Consider the following 11,039-nt stretch of genomic DNA (forward strand, 5'->3'; position numbering starts at 1 on the left):
ATTGTTTCAGTCCATCCCAGTTGCCCCAGATGCAATTTTTGCATCGATTCGGTTGTCTTGGGCCGGATATAGTCCGGTTTTCAACGCTTGTACTGAATGTTGGTGACATGCAGGCATCCGCCTTTCCAGATTTATGCAAACAGCATTTAATTTGTCCAGAAACGAATCATCCTATTCCGCCAAGAAGCAATCCGCATCGTGAAAGTTCCGCTTTGATCCCACCTATGCGTGTCCCTACCGGATCAAAACTCAGCTACAGGCTGGCCGCTGCGCATGCGAGATCCACAATCCGCAGGGGACTTGCTGTTTGGGGAATGTGAGCGCTTTTGTACGCGGCTTCAAACGTTCCATGTCATGAAGACGCGTTCATTGGCGAGTGACACAGGGCGCGCGAGCTGCGTCTTCATCGCCGGTCCGCATGCGAATCGAGCATCCCGGTATGCTCCAACTTCAACGAAACATGGATCGTCACGTCCATATCCGGCCATCGTTGGTTCCACTGCTCACGGGTAAATGGCCGTTCCTTCCACCCTACCGTGTGCATGCCCAGCCCGAACGGATCGACAGATAACGCCTGCGTTCGATCGATAATCTTCTCCAGCTTCTCCTGGATTCTCCGTTCAAGTTTACGCTCGAACTCCTGCAGTTCCCGTGGGCTGTCCGTCTTCTGTCCAGCGGGGACTTCTTCCACCCGTCCTTTAAGCATCACGTCAATATGAACGTTCCGGAACGAATCGGTAAAATGAATTTGCCGCTCGGTTTTGATACTGCCGAGCACGACATCCGCCGCTGGCAGCGGCACCGTCTTTTGAACGCCTCTCTTTTCACGCAGCATTTGGAAAAAGACGTCATCGGACAGCGGAATCTTTCCGACCATCTTATCCCCGCGGAACAGCGCCGTCCCGGAATAACGAAGTTCATTGTTCGCGACGGCGTAATAGGGAAGAACCGGATCGGCATAAGGGTTGTACACCCTGGCCAGGAATTCATGCACGTTGCTTGTCGTCAATTGCCCTTGCTTTTCGTAGTGCGCAAACATTTTGTACAGATACAAGTCGATTTCCTCCTGCCCGCTCTGCATCTGCCTGTTCAAATATCCGATCATATCGCCGCTCACAACAGAGAGAAACACGTGGCTGGAAATTTCGGGATCACGCAGTAACGTATCGAGCAGAGACGTCAGCCCCCGGTTAGCCATGGCTTCGGAGAAGAAAATCATTCGGATCTGCCCCTCTTTCGTTTCCCGGTAATACTTCAAGTTTCGTAAGTATCTCCCTTCGATTAACGTATTGGAGGACGTGGTAATCACGCTCTTTTTCTCTTTCTTCAGCGGGGGAATGATGGTAGACAGCTTTACGGATCCGTCGTTCCCTTCATCCAGATAAAGCAATACAACCGGCGATATTTCCTCAATGGTATTGGTTTTATCGACAAACGAGCAACCGCCGAGAACGAGCAACATCCACAAAAGAAGAAACCATTTATTTCGAGCCGCCGGCATGTCGGACCCTCCATTTCCTGCGAATCGTGATCCATCCCAAGAGGAAGAAGCCAAAAGGCAAAACGGTATAGGTGCTGGCATCCAGCCATGAAAGCCAGGTGATCCACTCCTTGGCTTTCCATTCGTCCGGCCATATCCAGCGACCGGCCATCCATGTCAGCAGAAGCATCATCAAAAACGCCAACCAAAGCGGCGCTCTTCCTGCTGAAAGACGACTACGCGCAAGACATTGGATTGCTCCCGCCGCATACAATAGAAGGATGGCGACGACGTAAACGAAGGAAATGGCGTAGGCTGGAATCAGGATCATTTCCAGCCGTTCGGCGAAAGGAAGCTGAATATACCGGATCAGATCGGCGATCGGCAAGTCTTGCCGTTGCAAATAATCGGATCCGTAAAACGTCAGGCAAATGACAAAAAAGAATATGTATTCGAATGCGGTAAATGCATTGGCGGCAATGAGAGCCGTTTTCAATTTCTTCGCGTCTACCGCCTCTTTCGGCAATGCCAGCATATATTCGGGACCGGAGAACGCCGCCCATACCGTAAGAAAGGCTTGCCAGATGCCTTGGGGCATGTGCTCCGGAAGAAGAGGGAGCAGATGGCGGTATTCGGCAGCCGGCGAAAACGCGAACGGCACGTACAGGAAGGTAACCCATATCGTGCCGACAAACGCAACGATCGCAAAACGAATGGTCTTCTCCATGCCCAATCGAGCCAGGTATACGCAAGCACACAATAGCAGGATGCCAAACAACGTAGCATGTAAGGCGGGAAACAAAATATGGTGCACAATATCGACATAACCCATCATCAGCACGATACCTTTCATCAAAACAGCGAACAGCCCCGCAAGCAAAAACAGGAAAGACACCGCCGTTCCCAACGTGCGGACGATGCCGAGATAACCGCCGGGCGTTTCTTTCCATGCAAAACAGCGGGCAATCATCAAAATGTTGAGGTGCGAGCATCCCGCCGCCAGCAGGATGAGGCCGATCATAACCGGCTCCGCAAGCACACTGGGCAAATATAAAAGATAATATAACGTTTGCATCCGGTTCGCCCAGAAGGCGAGGGACAAGAAACCGAAGGGCGCTGAAATCGAAAACAAACCGGCCGAACCTACACGAGAAGCCATCACGGTTTCCTCCCGGTAACGCGCATCCGCTGCAGCGGCTTCAAATAAGCCGGTCTTGTGCGCATCCCGGACAGCGGCGCACGAAACACCGTATCCTTCCAGTCGCTTGCAAAAAACGGGCTTAGCGGGGACAAATACGGCTGCCCGAGCGAAGTCAATCCGTGCAGGTGGATGCACAGCCAGAGCAATCCGAACCCAATGCCCCACATGCCCAGCCATGCCGCCAGAATGAGCAGGGCAAATTGGAGCAGTTTGCTCGCGTTCGTCATCAAATAATTGGGTACGAGAAACGAGGCGATGGCGGAGATGGCGATCACAATGACCATCACATTGCTAGCGATCCCTGCATCCACGGCCGCTTGACCGATGACAATACCGCCCACGACGCCGAGCGTTTGGCCGGATTTGGTTGGCATGCGCAAACTGGCTTCCTTTAATATCTCCAGCGTCAGCAGCATGAGCAGCGCTTCCCAGAACGGAGGATACGGAATTTCACTGCGGGATTGCATCAGGACAAACAGCATCTCCAGCGGAACCATCTGATAATGGTGAACCGTCACCGCCACGTAAGCCGGGGTCAAAAACAGAGCAATTACGAACGCGACAAAACGAAGCCCCCGCAGGAAGCTGCCCACCATCCATCGGTGAATATAGTCCTCCGGGGACTGAAACAGATCAAAGAACGTAATGGGCGCTACAAGCGCAAACGGCGTGTTGTCCACCAGCCAGACCACTTTGCCGCTGGCCAGCGCCGCGGCCAGCACGTCCGGACGGTCCGTCTGTTGAAATTGCGGAAAAACGCTGTTGACGTGGTCCTCCATCAAAGCGGAGATATGGGAGGAATCGAGAAGAACATCGAAATCAATTTGATTCGTTTTCATCTCTGCGATCCGCACCAGCTCCGGATTGACAATACCCTCCATGTACAGCAGCACAACAGAGGTTTTGCTTAACGATCCGGCGGTCCATTTCTTTGACTTTAGGCTTGCTACGGGCAGCCGGCGACGGATTAAGGTCAAGTTTTTGTCAAGGCGCTCGTTCAGGCTGTCTTTGGGACCGTACACAATCGATTCCTGCTCGGAAGAATCGATAGTGCGGCCGAGTTGATCCTGCTTTTTGACCGCGCAAACGTTCCCGATCTCATCAAAAACAAGAATTCCTCCCTGCAGGATGAGTTCTTCGGCTTGCTGCAACGTCGTTACGTCCACCCGATCTTCGGAAATCACCTTTTGTCCTGCTTGTTCGTCCGGGGCATGCAAAAGGGGAAGCACGATGTCGCTTTCGACCTGTTTTTGATCCACAAAGGAACGGATGTAAAACAGCTTGACTTTCCGCCCTCCCGCATCCAACTCATGCACCTGTGCATCGTGAATATCGTGAAACAATTGCTGAATGTGCTGCGGAGACAAGTTGCCTGCGGGAGGTTGAGTGTCGGCTTCATTTGGCGTATAGCTTTTGTCTTGCTTTTTAAACCAGCCGATCCAATGCATCGGCTCCCCTCCTTTCGCATATTTAGTCCATGTATTTTATTTTTCCCGATATGACAAAAAACATGCCTCGCAGTTCCAGGTTGTTGGCAGTCCTGAGATTATGAGTCGGTTCGTGAAAAACCACGGGCTTCCTACGAGGCCACTGAAAAAAGTCCCCTCGCCTTCTTTCTGCGATGCAAAAAGTCCGTTTTTAGCCTGTGAGACGGCTTTAAACGGACTTTTCCTTATTTTCCTGCAACATCAAACTTAAAAATCGATGCATCACAGAAAAAACGTATCTTTTTCAGCGGCCTCCTTCCTGCCGATGACTTGATTCGTGAACATTTCGCAAACACTGATTCTCCCAGTTGTTGCAGAAGTCCTCATACACTTGCTCGACTCCGCTGTCGGCTATCATGTGTCTGGCCAGAAAGTCGTACCAGAACTGATCGAAAGACAAAGGCATCCGGGTTCCATATTGGGAACGAAGGGTTACATAACGGTCCCAGATTTTGATTCGGAATGCTGCCAACTCATCACATCGCTCCATGTCGGTTCGCCTTTAAGCGGCGCTGGTGCCGCTGGGTATTTCTGACGTTTTCGCTCTTTCTTCGGCCAGCTTTTGAAATTGTTTCGCTCTTTCCAGATGAAAGGCACGCAATTGGTCGTGATATTGAGCCATTTTCATGTGCCAGTCGTGCATTTGCCTGACGTAAGCGGCGTGGTCATGCGTAAACATGGGCATTGCCTGTTTAGTAAACTGCATTCAAAACCATTCCTCCTTGGGTAGGTGAATTTTGAACTTACAGCATCAGTCTATGGCAGACGTGTAGAAGCGACAACGGCATCCGCCCGGTTTCCGGTCATTTTTATCGGGTTGGTTGTCTATATGCAGGCGGAAACACAGCCTTTTGGGGACCTGACTCCTATGATGCATAAAGGATATGAAAATCGGAATAATATCAGTTGCATATTCTGAAAATGGCGAATGAAAAGGAGAAAGTATGGAAAAAAGCGAACTTAAATCACAATTTAAACAGCGAATCAAAACGACAAGTAACAAATCTCCAATAATCTTGGATGGAAAGGCAAGTGAAAATGTTCCAACCGAGCCGAGTTTAATGGAGCGAACCAAAGAAGTGATGGAGAATATAGGAACCGAAATAAATAGCGTCTGACAGTATATGGCTTTTATAGCTTGGTCAACGTAACCTTTGAGATTATCGATGGGGACATTCCGTACAGATTGGAACAAGTAAACGTTTCTCATAATCAAAACCGGCCGGTTAGGGATCGCCCTGACCGACCGTTACAGTGTATTTTAGCCAACGAAATTCGGATTGGGCCCCGTATTATCCTTTGGGTTTTACGAACAATGCAGCGAGAAACGAAAAAATAATCGCTGCGGATATTCCGGCACTGGTCACTTCGAAAATTCCGGTGATGATCCCAATCCAGCCATTGCTCTTTAGTTCTTGAAGCGCACCATGGACAAGCGCGTTACCAAAGCTTGTAATCGGGACCGATGCTCCTGCCCCGGCAAATTCAATCAGCGGATCATACCATCCAATTCCGTCGACAATCGCACCCAATACAACAAGCAGGGTCATGGTGTGGGCCGGTGTAAGTTTCAAGACATCAAAACAAAATTGTCCGAAAACACAGATTGCACCTCCCACCAAAAAAGCCCAAAGAAAAATCATAATATCTCCCTTCCTGCCTCTATGGATACGGCATGAGCGATACAAGGAATGCTTTCCCCTTGTTGAAATGAAATCGGGGATAGCAGCGCCCCCGTAGCGACAACGAGGATTCGTTTCAGTTCACCTCTTCGCATCCGATTTAGCAAATGTCCATAGGTAACAACTGCCGAACAACCGCAGCCGCTTGCTCCGGCTTGAACCATTTGGGTTTCATAATCGTAAATCATCATCCCGCAATCGGAATATTCGGTTTGTTCGATGGGAAAGTTATGTTTCTTAAACAATTTACAGGCGATTTCATATCCGACTTTCGCAAGATCGCCGGTAACGATCAAATCGTAATAACCCGGTTCAATTCCCAAATCTCGAACATGCGCCTCAATGGTATCTACCGCTGCAGGAGCCATCGCTGCGCCCATATTAAACGGATCTTTAATGCCCATATCGATAACCCGGCTAATGGTGGCAGATGTAACAACCGGTCCGTCACCTTCCATGGATACGATGGCAGCACCGGCCCCGGTTACCGTATATTGGGCGGTTGGCGGTTTTTGCGAACCGTACTCGGTCGGATATCGGAACTGTTTCTCCGCACTGGAATCATGGCTGCATGTCCCCGCCAACACAAATTTCGCCGAACCGGAATTTACAAGGTTAGCTGCTAATGCCAGACTTTCCATCGAGGTTGAACAAGCGCCAAACACACCGAGGTAAGGGATCGATAATGTTCGCGCGGCAAAACTGCTGCTAATGATTTGATTCATCAAATCCCCGCCTATGTAAAACTGTACTTGTTCCTTTGTCAACCCCGCATTTTCAATAGCCAGTTTTGCCGCTTCTTCAATCAATACCTTTTCTGCTTTCTCCCAGCTCTTTTGTCCCATCATGGATTCTCCATGGACAATGTCAAAATCTTTGGCCAGCGGGCCTCTTCCTTCAAATGGACCCACTACCGTTGCTGTTGATCGGATGAACGGCTTGTTCTCAAATAGCCAACTCTGGTGTCCCTTTAACATATTAAGAGCCTCCCCCGCCTTTGATCAGCAAATGTACAATTCCTACCGCAAAGGCGGCGACTGTACCAAATACAATAACCGGTCCAGCCAGTTTAAACATTTTACCGCCAACACCGAGTACCATACCTTCACTCTGATGTTCAATCGCAGCGGATGCCATCGAATTCGCAAATCCCGTCACAGGCACTGCGGAACCCGCACCAGCCCATTGGGCAAACTTATCGTACACCCCCATGCTGGTCAGAATGACAGAAAGGAGTATCATAACCGCCACGGTAGGGTCTCCAGCTTTTTTCTCATCAAAGCCGCCCCAATGCACAAACATTTCCTGGATGGCTTGTCCAACCAAACAAATGGCCCCGCCGGCTATAAACGCACGAATGAAGTTTTTGAGTATGGGCCTCGGAGGTTCGACGCTTTGCGCCAATTCTTTATATTCCTGTTGTACCCGCGTTAAATTTTTCTTTATATTATTTGCCATGAACATCCTCCTCGAATTTCAGCTGACGTATAATTGGCGAATTGTTAACGAATCAGCAATGGTTTAACTTCATCAATAATCTTTTCTAACGCTTTTGAACATTGCTCGTACATCTGCTTTGTATTTTGTTCTTTGGTAGATAAGCCAAACATTTCGAGATCCGCTTCACACTTTTTCAATGTTGCAAGCAACGCGGCTTTTTTCTGGGGTTTCGGTACTTTGATCTGATCATCAAATAAATCAACGTATAGCTGGCCATAGGAATCCACCTGTCCAAGAAATACGTTATCAATCGAAACACCTAATTTCTCCAGTTCCGTATCCAGCCATTTCCTGTTTAGACCTATCGTGGCAAGCGGTTCGTCCATTATTTTTCCATCCATAATGACCGATTGAGGTTCTTGTTCTGGCCCGACATTTATTCCCAGGTGTTTAGGCGTTAACGGTTGATTTTCCTTGGTTAAAAGAACGCTAACGTCACCGCTTGACTCCATGATGGCGAATTCAACATCGGCAGCTTTGAACACATTCTTTATTCGAAGCTGTTCCATAAGTTCATCCGTGGTAATCCTTTCTTTTTTTAGGTTATCCTCCATGATCTTGCCGTCCTTAATGAGCACTGTTGCTTTGCCGTCGAATAGGTCTCTTGCCGTTTTGCTTTTCAGCTGTAAAAATTCAATCCCTAAAGAAACAACGGTCCAAACCGTCATCGAAACCAAGCCCAGATACCAATTGGACTCCAGATCCAACGAAACGTAAGCTGCAAGGCTGCCGATCGTGATTCCGGTGATATACTCAAACAATGAAAGCTGTGATACCTGTCGTTTACCCAATATCTTCGTTAGGACAAAAAGAACCCCCATAGCCAATAACGTTCGCAAAGCGATTTCTACCCAATCCGGCATAATATCACCATTCCTTTCCAATCACATTAATCGACAAAGGTTAATATGTCCCTATTCCATTATTTTCATGCATTTCCATCTGAAAATTTTTCTAACGTATGCTTTTGTTGCGAGACGGAAATAATAATTTCGGTATTGGGAGAATGCAAGCATCTATTCCTATTACCCGTGAAACATTATCCTATCCTAAGGTAAAGGAGGTGACATTCCGTGACAGTTGCTTCTCAAGTGAAAACGTGCGTAGCATCTTTAAAAAGTGCTCAGGCGAGTCTGGAACAATTTGCTTTGGAAACACAAAATCAAGAAGCAAAATCGCTCTTTACGAATGCGGCCCAACAAACCCAACAAATCGTGCAGCAAGTAGAAAGCCGCGTACAACAGTTGGAAAATGAAGAGCCTCAATATAAGGGGTTTTAAGAAAAACAGACAAACCATGAATATTGAGGACATGGCTTGTCTGTTTTCATCGGTGAACAGATTAGAAAAGAGATCAAACCCTACAAGTTGAGTAGGGTTTGATCTCTTTTCGCCACTATTCTTTTGTTTAGACAGCTAACCTTGGATAAACCTAAACACTGCCGCCCCCATCGCCACTGCTAAAGTTGACAGTATCCAAGTTCCCCCTCGGCCCAACGCACGCCCATGGCTACGGCTGCCAAATGATGAAGGTTGGAATTGAATGCCGATCTTTTTTCCCCATTCGCTTCCCTTGGGCGCTGTCCTATTGGAGTTGCCGAAATCATTGTAAGATTGTTGTATTCGATGGTCAGGAAGCTTTTACTGGAGGCATCAATATCGGGGATGAATATACCGGATTAAAGGTTCGAATGTCGCTTTTGGCGCGACACCCATACTGAATAAGTAGGTAAACCTGAAAACGAACTGCAAGCAGTATTCGACGCCCATTTGGAATATTGCGGTGCGGAATCAACAAAGACTGGTAAGAACATTCATACTAAAGATGCACGAACGCTTGTACCAATACGAATTTACATTAGAGGTTGAAATCGGTTCGCAGAGTTGAGTACTGAGTTCATTGCCTTGAATGAAATGAATGCCATTTAGGTACAAGAAGTCTTTGGAATCTTGTGCCTTACTTCCGATAGTAGAAAAATTACCATCTTCTTTATAACGGATGTGACTTTAAAGATCATCGGCAAGTTTCAGGAATTAGATGGCGAGGAATACTCTATATCGGAGTCCGGCATTTGTTGCAGGAACTTTTTAAAATTAGTCATGATAGAAGAGCTAATAGTTAGATTTCGTGCCGAAATCAACTTATAAAAATATGGAGACTTAGTCCCTGGGCATCCGTTGAACTGCTAAAAAAATAAGAAGTATCAAACCCATATACCCAAATAGCGGATAAAGATAAGCAAGTAAGGAGGTGAACCCGGCTTGACTAATCAAAAAACTAGCAAGTAATATGCCAAGAACCAACCAACTTTTAGGAAGATTATAAAGACTTTGGATTTGACGAGAAATTCCGAATACATTGCCTATCAATGTGGTGAATATTTCTCCATAGATTACGAGCAAAAACAATACATGAAAATACCGCCCGAAATCTCGAATAATCTCGGCCATCGGAATATCGTATTGAAGAATCTCGGGCATCTTTGAGCTCATTGCAAAATGGCTGACAAGAAGCATAAAACCAAGACCAATGCCTCCCCAAAACCCTCCCCATTTTAATGCGCTTTCGTCATCCACCTCACTCCCCAGAGGAACCATAACGGCTAGAATAAAAGCAAAATTCAATCCTGCATACACAAACGGACTCACGAACCACTTCAAATTGTACAGTTGTTGGTTCTGCCAACCGACAGTCTCAAAAATATTGTCTACATTGACAACCTTTACGACAAGGAGAAAAGTGAAAAAAAGCATCATGGGAACAACTAACGAGTTTACGAACATAATTCCGCTGATTTCCTTCGTCATCACCAGATAACACAAAACGATGCTGATGATAATACCCAGTTGATAGGGTAGACGGAGTTGTTCTTCGAAAATGGTACCGGTTCCTGAAAGCATCACGGCCGTTACCCCAAATAGAATAATTAAAGTCAAGGCATTTGCGACTTTGCCGAAAATCTTGCCAAACAGATAAACATTAAACTCCTGATATGAAAATGCTTTGATATGGTGAGCTAGAATCATCATTTTAGTGCCGATCCACACAAAAAGAAAGGTGCTGCATAAAATGCCTAATACCCCATAGGCTCCGTATACCGTGAAAAACTGCATAATCGACTGTCCTGAAGCAAATCCGGCTCCCACCACGGTTCCCGAATATGTTGCGGCGATTTGTATTATCATACTTGTATTTTTCTTCATATTTCACCCATGTCCTGGTATAGTATAGAATCATTAAATTCTATGCTTAAAAAAAATGCTTATTCCAAAAGGAACTCGTTGTCAGCCGTTATGACGAGAATCGATAGTGGTCCGGTAGATCATCAATTAACAAACTTGAGTCTTTAACAATGACATGGTAAATATGCAGCTCATGAATCTGGGCATGATTTTTGGAATCGGTAAACTTATGGTTTTGGCCTTTATTTATCTACCGAGGATGAATCTGTGCAATCAACGCCCCGCTTGGCGATGCTCGAAGCCAGCAGGTACAGCCCGACATAGATCGGAAATGAATAGATATTGCTTCCAGTGAATGGAATGATATAAATCAGCCATTTGTGAGATCGGCTCGGCCACAAAAGCGGAAAAACCCCCAAATAGGAGAGCTTTGAACAACGGATGTATGCCAGACTTGTACTGGTGTAAGAACATAACCGTGACGGGAAGAAGTGAAAAATTCCATGG

Annotated in this window: 12 protein-coding genes and 1 pseudogene; 2 read left to right on the top strand and 11 right to left on the bottom strand. The window is 46.9% G+C overall.

The annotated features are described in order from the left end of the window. Positions 1-403: 403 nt before the first annotated feature. The 5 genes from EHV15_RS08475 to EHV15_RS08495 form a co-directional block, all read right to left on the bottom strand. Complete coding sequence (locus EHV15_RS08475) at positions 404-1,501, bottom strand: Ger(x)C family spore germination protein (protein WP_178075802.1); 1,098 nt, start codon at positions 1,499-1,501, stop codon at positions 404-406. After that, positions 1,482-2,639 (bottom strand): GerAB/ArcD/ProY family transporter, encoded by a 1,158-nt coding sequence (locus tag EHV15_RS08480; RefSeq protein WP_128630835.1) that lies wholly within the window; start codon positions 2,637-2,639, stop codon positions 1,482-1,484. The genes EHV15_RS08475 and EHV15_RS08480 overlap by 20 nt, the downstream gene beginning before the upstream one ends. Next, complete coding sequence (locus EHV15_RS08485; RefSeq protein ID WP_128630836.1) at positions 2,639-4,129, bottom strand: spore germination protein; 1,491 nt, start codon at positions 4,127-4,129, stop codon at positions 2,639-2,641. The genes EHV15_RS08480 and EHV15_RS08485 overlap by 1 nt, the downstream gene beginning before the upstream one ends. Before the next feature lie 283 nt (positions 4,130-4,412). Next, positions 4,413-4,658 carry a hypothetical protein gene (locus EHV15_RS08490; RefSeq protein WP_054943617.1) on the bottom strand — a complete coding sequence of 82 codons (246 nt, stop codon included), beginning with the start codon at positions 4,656-4,658 and terminating at the stop codon, positions 4,413-4,415. 12 nt (positions 4,659-4,670) lie between these two features. Next, positions 4,671-4,874 (bottom strand): hypothetical protein, encoded by a 204-nt coding sequence (locus EHV15_RS08495; RefSeq protein WP_028407024.1) that lies wholly within the window; start codon positions 4,872-4,874, stop codon positions 4,671-4,673. A gap of 238 nt (positions 4,875-5,112) precedes the next feature. On the opposite strand from EHV15_RS08495, the gene EHV15_RS36430 reads away from it, so the two are divergent. Next, a complete protein-coding gene (locus tag EHV15_RS36430) occupies positions 5,113-5,286 on the top strand; it encodes a hypothetical protein (RefSeq protein ID WP_153784608.1) in 174 nt (57 codons plus the stop codon). 174 nt (positions 5,287-5,460) lie between these two features. Here EHV15_RS36430 and spoVAE read toward each other — a convergent pair whose 3' ends face one another. The 4 genes from spoVAE to EHV15_RS08515 are packed head-to-tail and all read right to left on the bottom strand — an operon-like array spanning position 5,461 to position 8,213. After that, complete coding sequence (spoVAE, locus tag EHV15_RS08500) at positions 5,461-5,811, bottom strand: stage V sporulation protein AE (RefSeq protein WP_005832063.1); 351 nt, start codon at positions 5,809-5,811, stop codon at positions 5,461-5,463. Beyond that, positions 5,808-6,827, bottom strand: coding sequence for a stage V sporulation protein AD (spoVAD, locus tag EHV15_RS08505; protein ID WP_127607817.1), 1,020 nt, complete (start codon positions 6,825-6,827; stop codon positions 5,808-5,810). The genes spoVAE and spoVAD overlap by 4 nt, the downstream gene beginning before the upstream one ends. 1 nt (position 6,828) lies before the next feature. Beyond that, positions 6,829-7,308, bottom strand: a complete 480-nt coding sequence (gene spoVAC / locus EHV15_RS08510) for a stage V sporulation protein AC (protein ID WP_005832062.1) — start codon at positions 7,306-7,308, stop codon at positions 6,829-6,831. Positions 7,309-7,352: 44 nt separating this feature from the next. Further along, positions 7,353-8,213: a DUF421 domain-containing protein gene (locus EHV15_RS08515; RefSeq protein WP_128630837.1), complete on the bottom strand. Its 861-nt coding sequence runs from the start codon at positions 8,211-8,213 to the stop codon at positions 7,353-7,355. A 210-nt stretch (positions 8,214-8,423) separates the two neighbouring features. Between EHV15_RS08515 and EHV15_RS08520 the strand changes: the two genes are divergently transcribed. Beyond that, complete coding sequence (locus EHV15_RS08520) at positions 8,424-8,630, top strand: DUF1657 domain-containing protein (RefSeq protein WP_007781230.1); 207 nt, start codon at positions 8,424-8,426, stop codon at positions 8,628-8,630. 879 nt (positions 8,631-9,509) lie between these two features. Here EHV15_RS08520 and EHV15_RS08525 read toward each other — a convergent pair. After that, entirely contained in the window at positions 9,510-10,553 is a 1,044-nt protein-coding gene (locus tag EHV15_RS08525) for a YkvI family membrane protein (protein ID WP_101807371.1), read from the bottom strand. Positions 10,554-10,805: 252 nt separating this feature from the next. Continuing rightward, positions 10,806-11,039 (bottom strand): annotated as a pseudogene (locus EHV15_RS36980) (hypothetical protein); the annotation flags it as partial.

This window comes from Paenibacillus oralis (assembly GCF_003863965.1).
Classification (GTDB): Bacteria; Bacillota; Bacilli; order Paenibacillales; family Paenibacillaceae; genus Fontibacillus; species Fontibacillus oralis.

What these genes read in the sequence shown, in the direction of transcription:
- EHV15_RS08490 (WP_054943617.1), bottom strand. Translation starts at nt 4,658, where the DNA reads ATGGAGCGATGTGATGAGTTGGCAGCATTCCGAATCAAAATCTGGGAC.
- EHV15_RS08475 (WP_178075802.1), bottom strand. Translation starts at nt 1,501, where the DNA reads ATGCCGGCGGCTCGAAATAAATGGTTTCTTCTTTTGTGGATGTTGCTC.
- spoVAE (WP_005832063.1), bottom strand. Translation starts at nt 5,811, where the DNA reads ATGATTTTTCTTTGGGCTTTTTTGGTGGGAGGTGCAATCTGTGTTTTC.
- EHV15_RS08480 (WP_128630835.1), bottom strand. Translation starts at nt 2,639, where the DNA reads ATGGCTTCTCGTGTAGGTTCGGCCGGTTTGTTTTCGATTTCAGCGCCC.
- spoVAD (WP_127607817.1), bottom strand. Translation starts at nt 6,827, where the DNA reads ATGTTAAAGGGACACCAGAGTTGGCTATTTGAGAACAAGCCGTTCATC.
- EHV15_RS36430 (WP_153784608.1), top strand. Translation starts at nt 5,113, where the DNA reads ATGGAAAAAAGCGAACTTAAATCACAATTTAAACAGCGAATCAAAACG.
- EHV15_RS08515 (WP_128630837.1), bottom strand. Translation starts at nt 8,213, where the DNA reads ATGCCGGATTGGGTAGAAATCGCTTTGCGAACGTTATTGGCTATGGGG.
- EHV15_RS08485 (WP_128630836.1), bottom strand. Translation starts at nt 4,129, where the DNA reads ATGCATTGGATCGGCTGGTTTAAAAAGCAAGACAAAAGCTATACGCCA.
- EHV15_RS08495 (WP_028407024.1), bottom strand. Translation starts at nt 4,874, where the DNA reads ATGCAGTTTACTAAACAGGCAATGCCCATGTTTACGCATGACCACGCC.
- EHV15_RS08525 (WP_101807371.1), bottom strand. Translation starts at nt 10,553, where the DNA reads ATGAAGAAAAATACAAGTATGATAATACAAATCGCCGCAACATATTCG.
- spoVAC (WP_005832062.1), bottom strand. Translation starts at nt 7,308, where the DNA reads ATGGCAAATAATATAAAGAAAAATTTAACGCGGGTACAACAGGAATAT.